Source organism: Pseudomonas sp. nanlin1, from assembly GCF_045571515.1.
In the GTDB taxonomy this organism is placed as follows: domain Bacteria; phylum Pseudomonadota; class Gammaproteobacteria; order Pseudomonadales; family Pseudomonadaceae; genus Aquipseudomonas.
The window spans coordinates 2,941,256-2,959,813 of record NZ_CP124218.1 but is presented as its reverse complement, the minus strand read 5'-3'; the positions used below and the strand labels follow the sequence as shown (position 1 = coordinate 2,959,813).

General features: G+C 55.9%; 14 protein-coding genes and 2 pseudogenes. 9 read left to right on the top strand and 7 right to left on the bottom strand.

What is annotated here, in order from left to right; translation table 11 throughout:
- Positions 1–124: 124 nt before the first annotated feature.
- The 7 genes from QCL65_RS13740 (at position 125) to QCL65_RS13710 (ending at position 6,954) form a co-directional block, all read left to right on the top strand.
- The gene (locus QCL65_RS13740; protein ID WP_407309469.1) at positions 125–793 is read left to right on the top strand and encodes an aspartate/glutamate racemase family protein; all 669 of its coding nucleotides are present in this window, start codon (positions 125–127) and stop codon (positions 791–793) included.
- Positions 793–2,199, top strand: coding sequence for an FAD-binding oxidoreductase (locus QCL65_RS13735; RefSeq protein ID WP_407309467.1), 1,407 nt, complete (start codon positions 793–795; stop codon positions 2,197–2,199). The genes QCL65_RS13740 and QCL65_RS13735 overlap by 1 nt, the downstream gene beginning before the upstream one ends.
- Positions 2,200–2,311: 112 nt before the next feature.
- Positions 2,312–3,253 carry a dihydrodipicolinate synthase family protein gene (locus QCL65_RS13730; RefSeq protein ID WP_407309465.1) on the top strand — a complete coding sequence of 314 codons (942 nt, stop codon included), beginning with the start codon at positions 2,312–2,314 and terminating at the stop codon, positions 3,251–3,253.
- Positions 3,254–3,333: 80 nt separating this feature from the next.
- The gene (locus QCL65_RS13725; RefSeq protein WP_407309463.1) at positions 3,334–3,912 is read left to right on the top strand and encodes a flavin reductase family protein; all 579 of its coding nucleotides are present in this window, start codon (positions 3,334–3,336) and stop codon (positions 3,910–3,912) included.
- A 246-nt stretch (positions 3,913–4,158) separates the two neighbouring features.
- Positions 4,159–4,980 carry an oxygen-insensitive NADPH nitroreductase gene (gene nfsA / locus QCL65_RS13720; protein WP_407309461.1) on the top strand — a complete coding sequence of 274 codons (822 nt, stop codon included), beginning with the start codon at positions 4,159–4,161 and terminating at the stop codon, positions 4,978–4,980.
- A gap of 169 nt (positions 4,981–5,149) precedes the next feature.
- On the top strand, positions 5,150–5,665 hold the full coding sequence (locus QCL65_RS13715) for a MarR family winged helix-turn-helix transcriptional regulator (protein WP_407309459.1): 516 nt from the start codon (positions 5,150–5,152) through the stop codon (positions 5,663–5,665).
- Between the two features lie 92 nt (positions 5,666–5,757).
- Positions 5,758–6,954, top strand: a complete 1,197-nt coding sequence (locus QCL65_RS13710; RefSeq protein WP_407309458.1) for an FAD-dependent monooxygenase — start codon at positions 5,758–5,760, stop codon at positions 6,952–6,954.
- Between the two features lie 174 nt (positions 6,955–7,128).
- Here QCL65_RS13710 and QCL65_RS13705 read toward each other — a convergent pair whose 3' ends face one another.
- The 5 genes from QCL65_RS13705 to QCL65_RS13685 form a co-directional block, all read right to left on the bottom strand.
- Entirely contained in the window at positions 7,129–7,770 is a 642-nt protein-coding gene (locus tag QCL65_RS13705) for a 3-oxoacid CoA-transferase subunit B (RefSeq protein ID WP_407309456.1), read from the bottom strand.
- A gap of 8 nt (positions 7,771–7,778) precedes the next feature.
- On the bottom strand, positions 7,779–8,471 hold the full coding sequence (locus QCL65_RS13700; RefSeq protein ID WP_407309454.1) for a 3-oxoacid CoA-transferase subunit A: 693 nt from the start codon (positions 8,469–8,471) through the stop codon (positions 7,779–7,781).
- Between the two features lie 226 nt (positions 8,472–8,697).
- Complete coding sequence (locus QCL65_RS13695; protein ID WP_407309452.1) at positions 8,698–8,985, bottom strand: LysR substrate-binding domain-containing protein; 288 nt, start codon at positions 8,983–8,985, stop codon at positions 8,698–8,700.
- Positions 8,986–10,063: 1,078 nt separating this feature from the next.
- Positions 10,064–12,109 (bottom strand): PIN-like domain-containing protein, encoded by a 2,046-nt coding sequence (locus tag QCL65_RS13690; protein ID WP_407309450.1) that lies wholly within the window; start codon positions 12,107–12,109, stop codon positions 10,064–10,066.
- Between the two features lie 308 nt (positions 12,110–12,417).
- Positions 12,418–13,020 (bottom strand): hypothetical protein, encoded by a 603-nt coding sequence (locus tag QCL65_RS13685; protein ID WP_407309448.1) that lies wholly within the window; start codon positions 13,018–13,020, stop codon positions 12,418–12,420.
- Positions 13,021–13,503: 483 nt separating this feature from the next.
- Between QCL65_RS13685 and QCL65_RS13680 the strand changes: the two are divergent.
- Positions 13,504–14,284: pseudogene (locus QCL65_RS13680) on the top strand (transposase); the annotation flags it as partial.
- A gap of 531 nt (positions 14,285–14,815) precedes the next feature.
- A complete protein-coding gene (locus QCL65_RS13675; protein WP_407309446.1) occupies positions 14,816–15,712 on the top strand; it encodes a hypothetical protein in 897 nt (298 codons plus the stop codon).
- A gap of 263 nt (positions 15,713–15,975) precedes the next feature.
- Here the strand turns inward: QCL65_RS13675 and QCL65_RS13670 are convergent, their stop codons facing one another.
- Entirely contained in the window at positions 15,976–16,986 is a 1,011-nt protein-coding gene (locus QCL65_RS13670; protein ID WP_407309444.1) for an asparaginase, read from the bottom strand.
- A gap of 79 nt (positions 16,987–17,065) precedes the next feature.
- Positions 17,066–18,376 (bottom strand): annotated as a pseudogene (gene tnpC, locus QCL65_RS13665) (IS66 family transposase); the annotation flags it as partial.
- Positions 18,377–18,558: the final 182 nt, after the last annotated feature.

The following is an 18,558-nucleotide window of genomic DNA, read 5'->3' as shown; positions in this document are numbered from 1 at the left end:
TGAGCGCACAAACGCGCATAACGGTACGTTATGGACGGCAAACGAATCAGCAACAAACATGCCTAGTGCATCTGGTTACACTGCAGCGCATCGACCTTTGCGGTCTTTGCTGTGGTGATCCGTCATGTACTTGCCTCTATGGGTGATCAACCCCAACAGTAACGCTGCCGTCACCGCTGGCATCGATTCGGCACTGGGGCCTTTGCGTATGGCCGGCGGCCCGCCGATCAACTGCCTGACCCTTACTGAAGGGCCGGCAGCGGTGCAAAGCCAGCAGGACTTAGCACAGGTCACGCCCATGCTTGGCCGACTTATCAGCGAACACCAGGCAAACGCCGGCGCATTCGTCATCGGCTGCTTCAGCGATCCGGCCCTGGCCCTGCTGCGCGAAATCAGCCGGCGGCCGGTGTTTGGCATCGGCGAATGCGCCGTGCTCGATGCCTTGAGCCGTGGCCAGCGCTTCGGTGTGATCGCCATGCAGGGCAGCGTGCTGGGTCGGCATCTGCGCACTTACGGTGCAATGGGCGTGCTGCAGCGCTTCGCCGGGGAGCGCGCCGTTGAACTGAGCATGACGCAACTGGCCGACCCGCACGCCACCTTGCAGCGGATGCTGCAGGTCGGCCGCCAGTTGCGTGACGACGATCAAGCCGACGTGCTGATCATGGGCTGCGCCGGCATGGCCGCCTACCGGCAAGCCCTTGAGCGCGAATTGCACGTGCCCGTGATTGAACCCTGCCAGGCCGCCGCGGCCATGGCCCTAGGACGAATTTTGCTGAATGGAGAGGGCGCCTGATGAAGCCACAATTGATTGAACAGTTCATCGCGCTGCTGGGCCAAAGCGGCGTGGTCACTGACGCTGAAGCCCGTCAGGCCTATTGCAGCGACTGGCTGGGCAAATGGCAAGGCGCCACGCCGGTAGTGTTGCGCCCGGCAAACACCGAGCAAGTCAGTGCCGCCGTAAGGCTTTGCCATACTCATAACCTGCCGATCGTCCCCCAGGGCGGTAACACCGGAATGAGTGGCGGCGCCATCCCGGACACCAGCGGCGCCCAGGTCGTGCTCTCACTCGAACGCATGAAACGCATTCGCGCGGTCGACCCCATCAATGACACCATCACCGTCGATGCGGGTGTGCTGTTGGCGCAAGTACAAGAAGCCGCGCGCGACGTCGATCGTCTGTTTCCGCTCAGTCTGGGGGCGGAGGGCAGTTGCACCATCGGCGGCAACCTGGCGACCAACGCTGGCGGCACCGCTGTGCTGCGCTACGGCAACATGCGCAGCTTGGCCCTGGGGCTGGAAGTGGTGTTAGTGGATGGGCGCATCTGGGATGGCTTGCGCGGCTTGCGCAAGGACAACACGGGCTTCGACTTGCGGGACCTGTTCATCGGTTCAGAAGGCAGCCTGGGGATTATCACCGGCGCTGTGCTCAAGCTCTACCCCCAGCAACTGGGCCGTTGCGCAGCCTGGGTTGGCAGCCAGACGCCAGAGCAATTGACCGCATTGCTGGCCCATCTGCGCAGCGCCTGTGGGGAGCGCCTGGTGGCCTTTGAAATGCTTTCCGATGCCTGCCTGCAGTTGGTTCTCAAGCATGTCGACGGTGCTGTGGCGCCGTTATCGAGCCAGACCGCTTACCACGCCCTGATAGAGCTCAGTGATACCCGTCTTGCAGACCTCGCGGCGTTGCTTACCGAGTCCCTTGGCCAAGGCCTCGAGGCCGGCTGGATCGACGACGCCGTCGTGGCCAGCAACGAGACCCAGGCCATGCAGTTCTGGCGCCTGCGTGAAGGCATTTCCCAGGCCCAGGTGCGCGCCGGCAAGGCGGTCAAGCACGACATCGCGCTGCCAATCTCCAGGCTAGCGGCGTTCATCAGCGAAGCCGATACCTTATTGGGTAAGCAATTCCCAGCCTTGCAGCTCCTTAACTTCGGCCATTTGGGTGACGGTAATCTGCACTACAACGTGCTACTGCCCTGGGATGTAAGCGCTGAGGATTACCACCGTTATACCGCCGAACTGAACCGCGCGGTCCACGACCTGGTGATGCAGCACAATGGCAGTATCAGCGCCGAACATGGCGTCGGGCAATTGCGCCGTGACGAAGTTCGTCATTACAAGTCGCCAGTGGAAATGGAATTGATGCTCAGCATTAAGCAAGCGCTGGACCCCAATCAATTACTCAACCCTGGAAAAGTGCTGTAAGGCGGCATTTCCACCCACCTATTTCGCAGCGAGCGCACCTTTCTACGACTGCGCATTCTGCCGCCGCGCTGTATTAAACAGTGCGCTCAAGACCCAAGTAAGGAGATTGAAAGTGCCGCTGATCAGCACCCACTCAAAAGGCGTTTACGTTATTGGTGTCACGCCGTTCGAAACGAACGGTGCCATCGATTTTGCCAGCCTCGATCGAGTCGTCGACTTTTATTATGCAAAAGGTGCCGATGGCCTGACCATCCTGGGAATGATGGGTGAAGCACCGAAACTGACTCAAGCGGAGTCGGTGGAGGTGACGCGCCGCGTCTTACTTAGATCGGAAACAAAGCCCGTGGTGGTCGGCGTTTCCGCACCCGGCCTGGCGGCACTGGGAGAACTATCCAAAGCGGTTATGGATATGGGCGCAGCCGGTGTGATGGTGGCTCCTCCTTCTGCTCTGCGGACAGATGAGCAAGTCATCAATTATTACCGCAACGTAGTGGAAACCCTGGGGCCCGATGTGCCCGTGGTCCTGCAGGATTTTCCGCTGGCGACAGGGGTGCAGATTTCTTCCAGCACACTCCAAACGATTTTCGCCGCTCACCCGAGCATCGTCATGCTCAAGCACGAGGACTGGCCAGGCCTGCAAAAGGTCACCGACCTGCGCACCGCCGAGGCCAAAGGAGCCCGACGCATTTCCATTCTTTGCGGCAATGCCGGGCTATTTCTCCCTGAGGAGATGCAACGGGGCGCCGATGGGGCTATGACTGGGTTCGCCTTCCCGGAAATGATGGTCGATGTGGTGCGCCTAAGCCAGCAGGGCAAGTACAACGAAGCGCATGATCTTTTCGACGCCTACTTACCGCTCATGCGTTACGAGCAACAACCTGGTTTGGGTTTGGCGGTGAGGAAGTATGTGCTGGAGAAGAGGGCGGCCATCGCTTGTTCGGCGCAGCGTCGACCCGGGTTGTCGCTCAGTGAAACTGCAAAGCGCGAAATTGACCGTTTACTGGTGCGGCAGGAGGCCAGGCTTTGCAGTGTGAGATCCTCCAGCGCGCGATAAACATCAACACCCAGTGGTGAGCCGCACGTTGCAGAGGTATCTTCCAGGTTTGCCCCATAGCCAATCTGGACGAACCTCCAATGTCAGACTACATAGTTGCGGTACCGCTAGAAAAAGCCTACCGACTGATCAATCATGGCCCAACGGTATTGGTCTCTGCTCGGCATGCTGGCGTAGATAATGTCATGGCCGCGTCGTGGGCGTGTGGTCTGGATTTCCAGCCCGCCAAAGTGACACTGGTGGTCGACAAAATCGCCGCAACTCGCAAGCTTATTATCGACAGCGGCTTTTTTGCTCTGCAGGTGCCGACCGTGGCGCAGTTGCAACTGACCTATGACTTAGGTAACACGAGTCTATCCAAAGACCCCAACAAGCTCGCCAACGCAGGCGCAGAGCTGTTCGATATGCCCGAGCACGGCGTGCCGCTGGTACAGGGGTGCGCGGCTTGGCTGATATGCCGCCGAATTCCGGAGCCCCATATCGAGAATACCTATGACCTGTTCGTTGGCGAGGTGGTAGGCGCCTGGGCGGATTCCCGGGTCTTCGATAACGGCCACTGGCACTTTGAACAGGCTGAACCGGATCGCAGAAGCCTGCATTACATCGCTGGGGGGCAGTTCTATGCAACCGGCCAAGCGCTGAACGCACGTACCGAATGACCTGCTCTGTAGAGCAAAAGTGCACGAGTAAGCGGGGATTTGCTAGGTTCTGTACGTAAAGTCGCCGAGCGGCGATCAGGCAAGGCAAAAACAGGCGAGGAACGGTTGGAGTCGCATTCGACTTGACTGGTTGTCAATGAGCATTCCGATCGGACTCGCGCCCGAGCCTGTTTTTAACGCAGCATGGTCGACGCGCAGGCACTTTACGTACAGAACCTAGGCTCGGTCCCTATTTGGAGATACCCAATGACAGTCAACGCCCAATCGAAACTGGCCGCCCGCTATGGGGCAGCAGACATCTCGCCGCTCAAGCCCTGGAATGAGACGATCGACCTACTGCTCGACCATCGCAGCGTGCGCGCCTTCACTGATCAGCCACTGCCCGATGGCACCCTCCAGGCGCTGGTCGCCGCAGCGCAATCGGCCTCTACCTCGTCAAACCTGCAAGTCTGGAGCGTCGTCGCTGTTCAGGACAGCGACCGCAAAGCGCGCCTCTCAGCACTGGCAGGCAACCAGGCTTATATCCGCCAGGCTCCGCTGTTTCTGGTCTGGCTTGCCGACCTTTCCCGGGTCGCACGGGTGGCGGGGCAGCAAGAGGTGGAACTCGAAGCAGTGCCTTACCTGGAGAGCCTGCTGCTCGGCACGATCGACGCCGCTTTGGCGGCTCAGAATGCCGTAGTCGCGCTGGAGTCTCTGGGGCTGGGCAGTGTGTACATCGGCGCTATCCGTAACGACATTGAAGGCGTGGCGCAAGAGCTTGGTCTGCCCGCGCAGGTCTATCCCGTGTTTGGTCTGTGTGTGGGCTATCCGTCCAGCGAACGGCCAGCGCAAGTAAAGCCGAGACTGCCGCAAAACGCCGTGCTTCACCACGAAACCTATTCGGTAGCGGCGGATGTAGCTGCCGTCGCTCAATACGATGAGCGCTTGGGCGCTTTTTATCAGCGTGAGGGGATGAAAGCTTCCGGGTGGTCAGAGCAGGTGATCAACAGGCTTAGCAGTGTCGCGAACCTGCATGGGCGCGAAGCGCTCGTCGAGGAGCTTAAACGCATGGGCTTCGGGCTGCGCTGACCGCAACAGCGGCGATCGGCTTGTTTGACGGCCGCAGGGGGGGTACAAGCGCGTCAAGCTAGGTTCTGTACGTAAAGTCGCCGAGCGGCGATCAGGCAAGGCAAAAACAGGCGAGGAAGCGGAGTTGACTGGTTGTCAATGAGCATTCCGAGCCTGTTTTTAACGCAGCATGGTCGACGCGCAGGCACTTTACGTACAGAACCTAGTGCTGGACATTGAATTCCGACAAAATACCGGCATGAAAAATGAAAAAGACATTCACCCCGAAGCAGCCGTCGCCCCGGGCTATCTAGCCACTCACGCAGAACGCGTTTTCAACCGCGCGACGGAGACCGCGCTACGGGCCCATGGCACCTCGTTGACCCTGTTAGGCCCTTTGTTGTGGCTGTCCTGGCGCGGCCCCATGCTCCAGCGCGATCTGGTCAAAGCGTCTTCAGTGAAACAGCCGGCAATGGTGGCCACGCTCGACAAGCTTGAAGCGGCGGGGCTTATCCAACGCACCGTGGTCGCCACTAACAAGCGCGCCGCAGACGTCAGTATCACCGCCCGCGGTCAGGAGGTTGCCGCAACAGGGCGGCAGGTCCTGCTGGACACCAACGCGCGCGGGATGCAGGGATTTACTGCAGAGGAAGCGACCCTGTTCGTGGCGTTGCTCAAGCGCTTCATCGTGAATCTGGAGGAGTAGCCATTTATATCACGCATGATATTGATTTATATCACGCATGATATTGATTTATATCACGCGTGATATAAGATGCGGATCACAGGAGAATTCGCATGGGCAAAAAAATCCTCATCAGTGGGGCAAGTGTTGCAGGCAACACCACAGCCTGGTGGCTTTCCCGCCACGGCTTTAATGTGACCGTGATCGAAAAAGCGCCTGGGTTTCGCGACGGTGGGCAAAACGTCGATGTGCGCGGAGCAGGCCGAGAAGTATTGAGGAAAATGGGGCTGGAGCAAGCAGCTCTCGCCCTTAGCACTGGCGAGGCCGGCACCGATTGGGTAGACGAGCACGACAACCCGATTGCCCGCTTTGCCGTCGACGATATAGGCGACGGCCCGACCGCAGAGCTGGAAATAATGCGTGGCGACATCGCCCGCATGATCTACGAACCGGCCCGTCAGCATTGCACCTACCGCTTCGACGAGACCATTACATCTGTGCAACAGGATGCCAGCGGCGTCACTGTTCAATTCCACAACAGCCCCCCCGATCGATACGATATGGTCATCATTGCGGAGGGGGTTGGATCACCCACTCGCGAACTGATTTTCCCGGGGGAGAACAAGCCCAAGTGGATGGACATCACCATTGCTTACTTCGCGATACCAAAGACCGCTGCCGATGGTGCGTTCGCCCGTCAATACAATACGCTCGGTGGCATCGGTGCGACTTTGAAACCTGGCCGCGGGAACACCGTACACGTCTACCTGGGCATGCAGAAAAAACCCGAGGGTGAGAACCAATGGCCTGCCGAGCGGCAAAAACAGTTCCTGCAAGAGCGGTTCTCTAACGCCGGTTGGCATTTTCCACGCATTCTCGAGGGGATGCACAAGACCGATGACTTCTATTTCGACGTTCTTCGCCAAGTGAGGATGAGCCGTTGGCATGCCAATAGGGTTGTGCTGACCGGTGACGCTGCTTGGTGCGCCACTCCCTTATCGGGCATCGGCACTACACTCGCGGTCGTGGGTGGGTACGTATTGGCTGGAGAGTTGTCGAAGACGGACGATCTTCCAGCCGCACTGGCTGCCTACGAACGGGTTATGCGGCCGTTTGTAAAAGAGGGGCAGGGCGTGCCGAAGATCGTGCCGCGCATGCTTTGGCCCCACACGCGCGCAGGGTTGGCGCTGTTGAGGGGAGTTATGCACATTGCGGGAAAACCGCTGGTGAGAAAGATATTTTCCAAGTTGTTCCTGCGCGATTCTGAGAAGGTCGGGCTTGCGGATTATCCAGGCAAGGTTGGCGGTTGAGGGGCGCTAGGCTTGAGTGTCATTGGCAAAGTGAAGTTGGGATATAGAGTTGAATAATTCAACTCTATATCCCAATGATGGGTTACCGCAGTGTGCAACTCAAGCGTGAGAAGCCTTCACCGGTCAGCCGTAGACGCTGGCCGGTTTCGGGGTTTAATGAGTTGATGGACCTTGTCACTTGATCAGCGGCACACCACTGAGGGATTGCAGATCTTCGAAGCTGATATCGGCCAGGATCTCCCTGACCTGCAAGCCTTTGGGTGTAACGTCCAGAATGGCCATGTCGGTATAAATCCGGGTCACACAACCAATACCGGTCAGCGGGTAAGTGCATTGCGGCACCAACTTGCTTTCGCCCGTTTTGGTCAGGTGATCCATCATGACGAATACTTGGCGTGCACCCGTGGCGAGATCCATGGCGCCGCCCACTGCCGGAATCGAACCTTCGGCACCGGTGTGCCAGTTGGCCAGATCACCCTTGACCGAGACCTGGAAAGCACCCAGAACGGCGATATCGATGTGCCCACCACGCATCATCGAAAAAGAGTCTGCGTGATGAAAGTAGGCACCGCCGGCCAGCAGGGTTACGTGCTGCTTGCCAGCGTTGATCAGATCATCGTCTTCCTCACCCGGCGCGGGACTCGGGCCCATGCCCAACACACCGTTTTCACTGTGCAGGAACACTTCCTTGTCACCTAGATAATTAGCCACCAGCGTCGGCACGCCGATGCCGAGATTCACGTAAGATCCTTCGAGGATATCGTCGGCCACACGCTGGGCCATTTCGCTACGTGAGAGTTTATTCATAGCAGTCATGGCGGGCCTCAGTTGACGTTGGTTTTAGGAAGTAAAGCTTGCGGCACGGCTACCACGCGCTGAACGAAGATTCCCGGTGTGACAATGTGCTCAGGGTCTAGCTCGCCCAACTCGACGATCTGGTTGACCTGAGCGATGGCAGTGGTCGCCGCCATGGCCATGATCGGCCCAAAATTGCGTGCAGCCTTGCGATAGGTAAGGTTGCCCCAGCGGTCTCCCTTCTCTGCTTTAATCAGCGCCACATCGGCGCGCAGCGGCATCTCCAGCACGTAATTGCGACCGTCGATCACCCGCGTCTCCTTGCCTTCAGCCAGTAGCGTGCCATAGCCTGTTGGCGAATAAAACGCACCGATGCCTGAACCCGCGGCGCGAATGCGCTCGGCCAGGTTGCCCTGCGGGACGACTTCAAGCTGTACCTTTCCTGCCCGGTAGAGTTCGTCGAATACGTAGGAATCGGCCTGGCGTGGAAACGAGCAGATAACCTTGGCAACCCGCCCGGCCTTGAGTAAGGCGGCAAGACCGATTTCACCATTGCCGGCATTGTTGCTGATGATGGTCAGCTCGCGGGCGCCCGAGGCGATGACACCATCCACCAGCTCAGATGGCATACCAGCGGTACCAAAACCACCGACCATGATGGTCGAGCCATCGGCTATTCCATCCAGTGCAGCTGCGACGGACTCAAACGTTTTGTTGATCAAGGCGTTCTCCTGTTATTTATCTTGATTGAACAGACCAATCAGCATGCGAACCGCAGGGCTGCCGGCGCCTGCAGCGATATGCATAGCGTGCCAAATAATGAGCGGAGGAGGGTGTCCGAACAGGCGATGTCGTGCGATTAGCGAACGCAACTGATCGCCCCTCGGCGACTTGGCGTACAGAACCTGGGTGACTTGCAAGGCCCAAAAGTTCGGATTGCGAAATTCATTAACTGAAGATATCGGTGAGCCAGCCCATAAATGCCCGGACTTTCGGAGAGCGGTATTTGCGATCACTCAGCAGCAGTGATACTGGCTTGGGGATAGTGACGAGGTGCGGGAGGACTTCAACCAGCTCACCCGCATCAATATGGGGCTGCAGGGACGGGCGTAGGCCCTGCATCAGGCCTAGGCCAGCGAGGCCGCAGCTCAAGAATGCCTCCGAGTCATCCACTACAATCCCGCTCTTGAGCGTCACCATGACCGTCTCACCGTCGATTTGAAATTTCCAGGGCATGATCTGGCGGCGATGATCAATCCTGGAGAATCACCAGGGCCGAGATGCTTTTGGTAGTATCTGCGAAGCTGTTCGGAAAGTTTTTTGCCGCCTGATGACTTGGAGTTGTTTTGCCATTCATCCCCATTACCTCCAAATCCGCGCTGAGCATTAATCTCGTGGATTTTGATCAGCCCTTCGACAGGGTTCTTTTCTAGAGGGATCTCGTGCTCTGAAAGCCTCTGAGGTGATGCCCAGCGTATAATCCCACCTGGTGTATGCAACTCACCCCAATCCAGGCGGCACGGCCGTATTTTTAATAGCCTGCCAAGCCGTCGACTGAGGTAGTCGGTTAGACTTTGAGGCCATAGAGTTAAGCTGACTGGGTGTTGTCTTGAGTCGCCGCTGTTAGGCTAAGACGGCGATCAATGCCTGCACACGCTTGCGCTGCTTCTGATAATCCATGAAAACCTCTGTGACATCCTCTGGTCCTAATAGAAACCGAATGCCGATTAGACCTCCATCCCATTAACAATTCGGGATCAAATCTCGAACGCAATGGTACTCACTTGATTCTGCGCTGATCCAGATGTCAAGGTGAGAAAGCCAATCATGCCAGTCGTTAGCTGTTGGGAGTAGATCGCGAGGACTAGCCATCTCCCATGAATGGTCGATCTCGATTATACGATCGAAGTGACAGAACGTGAGATCCTGCATTCGAATTCCAGACGCCTTCCCGCCTCAAAATGGGCGCAAAGCGAGCATGGCACATGACTTGCCGCTGTTATTAGCACCCGCAAGCAGAGTGGTCTTAGCGCATAAATCTATTCGTACGGAGTTAAGCTTGTGGACATTGGCTATTTTCAAGTGTTTGATTTGCATTCGCCGTCCCTGAACAGTGACAGGCAGATGTTACGGTTCAGGCGAATATAGCTTGAAACACACTAGTGACCACCCTGTGAACGACTGAGCGTGAGTCACAGGTGTCCTTAAATCACATCGGCCGTATCCACAATATTATCGGTTTCCAGAATATGCGAAGCGCGCTTCGCTGGTGCGGCGCAGAGGGCTTAAATCTGGAAAAAGTTGCACCGTGATATTAACCGTCCGACTGAGCCTCCATGTCTTCCAAGGTCACAATCCTAGGCTGCAGCCAATGGGCATCCGGGATAACAAATCGAACGTTAGATTCCGTCTCTGGCTTCATCTCCAAACTCAATGCCCAGCGAGGGATAGACAAAGCAGAGCTCACGTCTGCAACGACATCAGCGGCAGAGTAGGATGTTCTATACCGAGTCAACCAACGATCCGATTCCGGTGGCACATCCACAAGAATCTGGCGTCCCTCCAGAGTGACCGCAGTCAATTGGCGGCGCTTATCTGTATCCATCAGATCTCCAGTTTCGAGGGGTACAGACTCAATGACGAGGGCATGCTTGCTGCTATCCCCTGGAGTGAAATAAAGACGGGCGCCTGCTTTCACCAACCGCGCCTGGATGAACAAGGTGACATCTGAATATTCTTCATTTGCAAGGAGGGCGAGAGGCTTGGCAAGATAGCCTGCTTTGGGGAAGTCTCGCAAAGTTCCTCGGGCGTCGAAATAGATTTCGTACACCATACCCGCTAGTAAATATCGTGCAACAGGCTCGGGGAAGCGCTTGAGGCGTGTCTCCAAGTTAGCCATGAAGTCCATGGCTTTTTGGGCGTTACCACACGCGGCCTGATAGATGTTTCGCCCTAGGACAAACCAAGACGTTGGAGGAAATTTCTCATCGACTATTGCTCTGAGCTTCTCGATGGCCGGATTTTGAACATACCAATTGTGGGATTGAAGTGAACTAATAATCTCATTGAGTTGACCAGGTGCGTCAGCCTGGTAGGTTGCATCATGGTAACCCTCGCGCTCGATAACCGCTGCAATATGATCTTCAAACGTAGCTAGAGGCGCGTTAGAATCGGGTTGGATATCCTCCAGCGGATTTTGCTGAGCGTCTGCAACAGCTTCTTCTAGAGCTACCGCCTGGTCAGGTTCCTGCGCATGGACTGGCTCCAAAGATGAACCTTCCTCTCTAGCTCCTTCGGGTTGCGGCGGTGGGGCTGTCTCTTCAACTACAAGAGGACAGCCATCAGCTGCAGCTGCGGAGTCTAGTTCCGGCGGCTTAGCAGTCTCGGTCGGAGTGGGGAGTTCTTCATTAGCCACCAGCTCGATCTGAATCGCTGCAGCTAGCTCGCTGACGATCGAAGGATCGGTTTTCGATAATCCTTGCACTAGTAAGGAAAGAGTACAGATCGAGACATTCGCATGACCGACTAGCTGATCAAACTCAGAGATCAACCGAGGGTCAATAATCTTCAGTTTGGGGTTGATATTACCAACTGGAATGGTGCCCTTGCGGGTATGTTCCAGACGCTTCGCAGGAGCATAGACCCAATCGGGTTTCTCATCATTGGTCAGGAAAAGTACCTGCTTGAAATCAGCTTTTCGGGCAAGGCTGTACTCAAGTATTTCCATCCACACGATGAGATCGCCGAGGCGATTTTCGGGTTTTCCATCATCACGAAAACCTGGTGGCAAACGATGTTCAATTCGTGCGGGCCCCTCTTTTGCTGCACGATCGCATAGGGATGCAATCGGAGACTGAAGCACCGCTGGCCCTAGATGCTCTTCAATCTCAGCGTGGATTTTATCTGGATCAAACTGATGCTTGAATGCTTGGGTGTACTGCTTGAGTCCATCTATAGATGCACGAAATCCCAAGAGGTAATCGTTGCGTGAACCTGGAAATTCGGCCGATCTGAGCACGCTCTCGTCGACAAACAACGCTGCCGTGTCCAACATCGCCTCCAAGGCCTTTCTCGGCTGGTCGTCACCTTTGCTCTTCGGAGTGTACGAGTGTAACGAGCTCTCCCGAACTTTGGCCAAGTATTCACCCGCACACCACGCCGGTAGATACAGTCGCTGCTGGTTTATTGCGGACACTGCCCAGTCGAAAAACTCTTGTCTAGCACCCGCGTGAAGCTTGAACAGGTATGCCAGTATGTTCGTATCAATGAATATTAGAGTATCTGGGGACTTGGCGAGATTGGCAAGATCCGTGAGAAATTCGTCCTTGGTCCTCTTGATCAGATTGAGCCCGAGCAGCATGGTCCTTCCTTAGCATGTGCATGTGCATGTGCATGTGCATGTGCATGTGCATGTGCATGTGCATGTGAGAATGTAGCTTAGCTTTAGGGCTAAAAGGAGTCTATAGCAACGAACAGCTCTACATGTTTTGTCGGTTGAGTCTTCCTGAGTGTCTGGCGAATACACGTTCATAATCCCCTGATTACGGGCGATGGCGTTCGCTTTTTTTACTCATTGTCATTCCAAGCCGTAACGAGGGGCATCGCATCTCGTTACGTAATGTCTTGTCTTGCCTTGCTGTGCCTAGCTGAATGCTTTGAATTTGCGATCTATGCTTGGGTAACGAAGGACACAATCCCAACACAGATGAGGCTTAGTCCTAATAGTACTCGTTGGACCGAAGGAAGCTTCCCAAGCCAAGTGGAAAATTGCGGATTTGCATGCGGCAGCTTTGCCAAGCACCAGGTGCTCAGGTTGAGCATAGCTATGCAGGACAGCCCGACAATACCGACGGTTCCCCAGAACAGTAAAGACCCGACTCCCTTGCTCAAATAGATGTCGGGTGCTTGGATCAGAAATCCTCCCAAGATGATGCCGGTCATTGCTGCACCAATACCGAATGCTCCTTCCAGAAGTGCTTTTGAAGCCCTGCCAGCATTGATCAGCGCCGGACACACGATGCTCAATCCCAAGAGCAATATTCCCGGAAGGCCGACGGCGTCCCAGAGAGTTGGCCCCAAGCCCTGGTTGGCAGCAGCCTCGAAGTACGACTGGTAGCGGCCTTGGGGTAAAAATCTGGCAGCGAAGATCAACACCGCCCCTACCAGAGTGAAAAAAGTGTAGAGCCAAAGCCCATCCTCCAACTCGCGCTTCGAATACAACCCTCGTTCCTCAAACCAAGCCTGGTTCACAACCTGACGTGGAATTTTCATAAGCAAATCTCCTGTCGTTCACTTTCAAGTCGATTAGGGTTCATCTGACTACTACGTTACTACACAGGCGGACATAGGAGCCATCCTACACCGTGTAGTTACTACATAGGCACTGCTAACAATTGGCAGCCTTATTACGAGTGTCTCAGAATGTCCTCCGTTAGAGTGTTGAAGTGCGTACTGAATTCGATCAGGAAGTTGAGCGTTTGGGAGACCTGGGTGTACGGGTGCTCGCACAGTGACAAACGGAAGGCGCAATCTCAGCGTCGCCTCTAAGGCGAATTCGGCAACGGTGACGCACGTCTTTGACATCTGTCGCACACGCTCTAAGCACGTTTGGGGGAACCGTTCTGCGACTGCCTGAGTGACCAAGAGAGCACCGCCCACTTCGAAGCATCTGTTGGCGACGATCTCTGGCGGTTCGTCGGTCACGATGAAAACAGATCTCGCTCGGCTTGCTTTTGCACTCCGCACAAACATAAAGAATTACGCAAGCGACCCAAGCGTGCGAAGCTGCCGCCACAGTTTCTACGCACTGTGATCCATCACGAACCGGACGACACCCAGTGTGCTTGCGGCTGCCAGCCTCAGCGCATTGGTGAGGACGTCAGCGAAAAGCTGGACTACACACCGGGCGTGTTTACCGTCGAACATCACGTTCGTGGGAAATGGCCTGCCGGCGGTGCGAAACGCTGATCCAGGCGTCGGCGCCGCGTCAAGTAATTGACAGGAGCATCCCCACGGCGGGCCTGCTGGCCCGAATGATGGTGGCCAAATTCGCCGACCACCTGTCGTTGTATCGACAGGAAAAGATCTTCGGCCGTACCGGTCTGGCTATCCCGCGCTCGACAATGGCGCAATGGGTGGGTCAAACAAGCGTGCAGCCTCAGCCGCTGGTCGATGCGCTGCGCGAAGTGGTGCTGGCCCAACGCGAGCTTGTGCCAGAGGGCTCGGCTACGGCTAAGACCTTGGATTACAGCCTTAAACGCTGGGTAGAGCTGACGCGCTACCTGGAAGATGGTGCTGTGCCCACCAGATCGAGAACTTGATCCGGCCGTGGGCGCTCGGGCGGGTGAACTGGTTATTTGCAGGGTCGCTGCGCAGCGGCAAGCGCGCGGCGGCGCCGGTCATGAGCCTGATCCAGTCGGCGCGCATCAATAAGCATGATCCGTATGCTTATCTCAAGGATGTACTGACGCGGCTGCCGACGCAGCGGGCCAGCGAGATCGAGCAACTGCTGCCGCATCAGTGGATTCCTGCCTGATCTGTGCAAGGTGTGTTTGCTAGCCGCTTACGAATGATCACCACAAAAGGCTCCTTTTCAAAGCCTGCGTGCTGTCGAAGTAAGTCGTCATCACTGAGTTTGCACAACGCATTCCGCGGGTTTCCTCTGTCTATCTATGGGCCCAGGAACATAGCCTGAGCATCTGTTTCCAGCACATTTTAAGACGGTACGAGTCAGCTCAGGTTTGCACCCACCTGTAATTCTCGAGCATGTCACGTGTCAGTTTCTAGCAATGGGTTTGCCTAGGCTGGCAAACCCTTCAATTCACGAGCGGGTTGCCTCCCGTTTTTTGGTGTTTTCGATTTCTGGCCGATGCGAAGCGTTGAGCGTCTTGCTAAGCATTCTGACAGTGATGGTATGCTAATTCGCCAGTACGAAGGTTCTTCAGGGAGAGAAATGATGGGATGGAAAGGCACGCTACGTTCGATGCAAGCTTCAGCAAGGAGGGCAGAACGAAATGCTCATCGGCGACAGCGAGAATTAGAGCGTCGGCAAAAAGAATACTCTCGCATGGAGGCGCTCGAGCAAGCAGCCTACGAAGTCGAGGTTTACGAGAACCACCTGGAGGTCTTGATTTCGGTCCACAAGGAAAGTGGAGACACGATTAAGTGGAAATCTATGCTCAATCGTACTGAACCGAAAGAGCCATCTTTAGCCTCCATTTCTGAAGATGCGGCTTCTAATGCGCTGGCTACCTACGCGCCGAATTTTTGGGCGCGTCTATTTAAACTGGAAACTCGGCAGCGCAAAGCTCTTACTCTCAAATTGGAGGAGGGTAAGGTCGAGGATGCCAAGCGGTTCAAAGTGGCGCAGTCTGATTGGCGCGAGGAACACACCAATTGGGCGGAAGAACGTGATTTGGCGCAGCGAATAATCGGCGGGGATAAGCAGGCTAAGCTCGATGCCATTGAAGCTTTCGAGCCCTTCACTGAGATTTCTCACCTTGGTTCTGGTATCGAGCTGATTGTGCATGAGTCCGGCCATGTTGAGGCGCGCTTGGCGATACATGGCACGCACGTCATTCCCAGTGAGATCAAGTCTCTCCTGAAGAGTGGAAAGCTTTCGACAAAAGCCATGCCGGCTGGCCGGTTCAATGAGCTGCACCAGGACTATGTATGCAGTTGTGCGCTTCGAGTTGGTCGTGAATTGCTAGCGATCTTGCCAGATGACTTGGTGCTTGTGACAGCACTTGATAACGTCCTAAACAGCAAAACTGGGCACTTGGAGGAATTGCCGATCCTTAGTGCAGCGTTCTCCCGATCGACAGTGAATTCGCTAAATCTAGACGCAATTGATCCTTCCGATGCCATGAAAAACTTTGTCCATAAAATGGCTTTCAAAAAAACGCAAGGTTTCACCGCAGTTGCTGGACTGGACGCGAAGGAGTTCTCACTGCAGTCCGTTTGACTCGCCCCTTCGATAGACAAGACGCCGGGTTCCACCCGAGCCAATCACACCGTGAGCGCACTGCTCGCGGCTTGATGCGTCGAGGTGTACGCACAGTATCCTCAACCATCGTAGACGCTGTACTTCTGTAGTTTGAATAGCTGGCACCTCATGAATTGCGGCACCTACGGCAATAGAAGGTAAGCGTCTGGCGAACCCACCTTGCGGCTTTGTAACGAACATACCGTGGAGCAGCTTGGTTATCGGGAATCGTGTGGCCGGCCTCAGAGCTTGGCTAGCTTCAATCTTGTCTCCAATTGACCTACGCACTCACCCGCAATGCTCCTCACAGCTGGATCAATCCATGGCTTTAGAAGCTCATGTTCGCGAATCAAGCCCAGCTGTAGTAATACGCTGACAGCAGTCGTGTAAAGCGGCCCTAGGCTTCCGTCTGCAATTTTAATAGCTATACCCAGGCCGCGACTACGAATCCCAACCGTGTAGACGCCATCTGCGCCGACCTTAGCAATGCAATCGCCATTAGATGCTAGCGCTATGGCCTGATCACAACGACCCGTACCTGACACCATCTCGGGGTGGGCAGCCATCGCGGAAGCAATCGAAGACAATGCATTATCGTGATCACTATCGATCCCCGACTCACCAGTGGCAAGACGCGCCCAGAGCAACGCAAGGCGCGACAATGACATGCCATAGTTTGGAGCACTGCAACCGTCTATTCCAGACCAAAGCTGGTTTGACGGGAGGTTTGCCAGCCTCGCAATGCCTTGACGGATATCTACTTGGAGAGGGTGATCCGGATCAAGGTAATTTTGGTTATGTCCATGTAAAGAACAGTAGCCTAGAAATCCCGCATGTTTACCTGAGCAGTTGTTATGTCTCTGATCGAATGTGCTCCCAAGCGGTGGAAGGTTGTGTTCACCGTATTGAATCGGTAGATGGCATCCGCAACGCAGGTCAGCTTCTGTCTTGGAAATTTTTTCAAGCAACCGGGTGACTGCTATCACGTGAAAATCTTCGCCCGAGTGACTGCCACAGGTAATGGCTAGCTCAGCCGCAGAGAATCCAAAGTGATGGTGACCCCCATCCCTTACCAGTGGTACCGCCTGAAAAGGCTTTAATGTCGAGCGCGAAAATACGTAGGTGTCAGGGGCTCCGACATGCACAACTGATGTGCCTGTGGCATCCACCACGGCGACTGATCCCCAGTGGATGCGTTCCACATAAGTATTCCGCGTTGCTACGATAATCGGAGTATGGGCAGGTGATGGCATCACAGGATCCTGAAGCGAGTAAATAATGGCGGTCAGTAGAGCATCATTGTGATGCCTCAAGCTAATCCAGCCACCCTGGCTAAACAGATGCCCACTTATGAGGTAGCAACTCGGTAATTTCACTCGCCCGCTGCATCGGCAGACGCATCAAAACGTCTTTCAGGGAAGCATACGGATCATGCCCGTTGAGCCGCGCCGACTGGATCAAACTCATGATCGCCGCCGCACGTTTACCGTCGCGTAACGAGCCAGCGCACAGCCAGTTCGAGCGCCCAAGAGCCCACGGCCGGATTTGATTCTGGCACCAGTTGTTATCGATGGGCACAGCTCCGTCATCGAGATAGCGCGTCAGCGCTATCCAGCGTTTGAGGCTGTAATCCAGCACCCTGGCGATGGCCGCCCCCTCAGGCACAAGCTGTCTTTGGGCGATCATCCAGGTATGAAGTGCGTCGGCGATTGGCGCTGCTTTTTCCTGCCGTATTCGCTGCCGATCGCCCGGCTCCAGCTCTCGGACTTCTCTTTCAACTTCGTACAAGGCCGCGATGTAGTGCAGCGCTTTTTCGGCGCCCTGGCTCTTGTTGGTCGCGTGCAAATCGAAGAATTTCCGGCGGGCATGGGCCATACAGCCGATCTCCGTAACGCCCAGTTCAAAGCCTGCCTTGTAGCCGGCAAAGTCATCGCAGACCAGCTTGCCGTTCCAACTGCCCAAGAAGGCTTGGGCATGTTCGCCAGCGCGGCTCGGGCTGAAGTCGTAAACGACCGCCGCCAGGTCGGCGAACTGACTGGTGGCATAGGCCCAGACGTAAGCGCGATGAGTTTTTTTCGCGCCAGACGTCTGCATTTGTACCGGCGTCTCGTCGGCGTGAACGACGCCGTGGGTCAGCAGGGCTTCGCGCAGCGCATCAACCAGCGGCTGTAACTGCACGCCGCAGTTGCCCACCCACTGCGCCAAGGTCGAACGGGCGATGGGCAACCCGGCGCGGCCGAAGATTTTCTCTTGGCGATACAGCGGCAGATGGTCGGCGAACTTGGCCACCATAATGTGGGCCAGCAGGCCTGCGGTCGGGACGCCTTTGTCGATGACGTGCGCCGGTACGGGCGCCTGGATTAGCGTTTCGCACTGCTCGCAGCCGCACTGGCAGTGGCTGTTGTCCGGTTCGTGCTGGATCAGAGTGCGAGGAAACTGCGGTGGCAGCGGTGCGCGCTTGGGTTGCTGGCGCACTTTGGCTTCGACAGGTGCCGGTTGCAGCGCCTTAAGTTCGGCTTCGATAGCGGCGATATCCGTATCGATCAAGTCGTCGAGCAGGCTGGCTTGATCCGGGCTCAACTGCTCGCTGCGCTTGGAAAACTTGAAGCGTTTGAGCAGCGCGATCTCGTGGGCCAGTTTCTCGTTGACCGACTTGTGATATATGGGGCTGCAGGGAAGGGCGCAGGCCCTGCAACAGGCCCAGGCCAGCGAGGCCGCAGCTCAAGAACGCCTCCGAATCATCCACTACAATCCCGCTCTTGAGCGTCACCGTGACTGTCTCCTCAGCATCCCAGCGGTTTCCCGCTCGCCCTGTTTTGGCAACC

What these genes read in the sequence shown, in the direction of transcription:
- nfsA (WP_407309461.1), top strand. Translation starts at nt 4,159, where the DNA reads ATGACAGTCAACGCCCAATCGAAACTGGCCGCCCGCTATGGGGCAGCA.
- QCL65_RS13690 (WP_407309450.1), bottom strand. Translation starts at nt 12,109, where the DNA reads ATGCTGCTCGGGCTCAATCTGATCAAGAGGACCAAGGACGAATTTCTC.
- QCL65_RS13715 (WP_407309459.1), top strand. Translation starts at nt 5,150, where the DNA reads ATGGTCGACGCGCAGGCACTTTACGTACAGAACCTAGTGCTGGACATT.
- QCL65_RS13695 (WP_407309452.1), bottom strand. Translation starts at nt 8,985, where the DNA reads ATGCCCTGGAAATTTCAAATCGACGGTGAGACGGTCATGGTGACGCTC.
- QCL65_RS13685 (WP_407309448.1), bottom strand. Translation starts at nt 13,020, where the DNA reads ATGAAAATTCCACGTCAGGTTGTGAACCAGGCTTGGTTTGAGGAACGA.
- QCL65_RS13710 (WP_407309458.1), top strand. Translation starts at nt 5,758, where the DNA reads ATGGGCAAAAAAATCCTCATCAGTGGGGCAAGTGTTGCAGGCAACACC.
- QCL65_RS13675 (WP_407309446.1), top strand. Translation starts at nt 14,816, where the DNA reads ATGGAGGCGCTCGAGCAAGCAGCCTACGAAGTCGAGGTTTACGAGAAC.
- QCL65_RS13740 (WP_407309469.1), top strand. Translation starts at nt 125, where the DNA reads ATGTACTTGCCTCTATGGGTGATCAACCCCAACAGTAACGCTGCCGTC.
- QCL65_RS13670 (WP_407309444.1), bottom strand. Translation starts at nt 16,986, where the DNA reads ATGCCATCACCTGCCCATACTCCGATTATCGTAGCAACGCGGAATACT.
- QCL65_RS13735 (WP_407309467.1), top strand. Translation starts at nt 793, where the DNA reads ATGAAGCCACAATTGATTGAACAGTTCATCGCGCTGCTGGGCCAAAGC.
- QCL65_RS13725 (WP_407309463.1), top strand. Translation starts at nt 3,334, where the DNA reads ATGTCAGACTACATAGTTGCGGTACCGCTAGAAAAAGCCTACCGACTG.
- QCL65_RS13705 (WP_407309456.1), bottom strand. Translation starts at nt 7,770, where the DNA reads ATGACTGCTATGAATAAACTCTCACGTAGCGAAATGGCCCAGCGTGTG.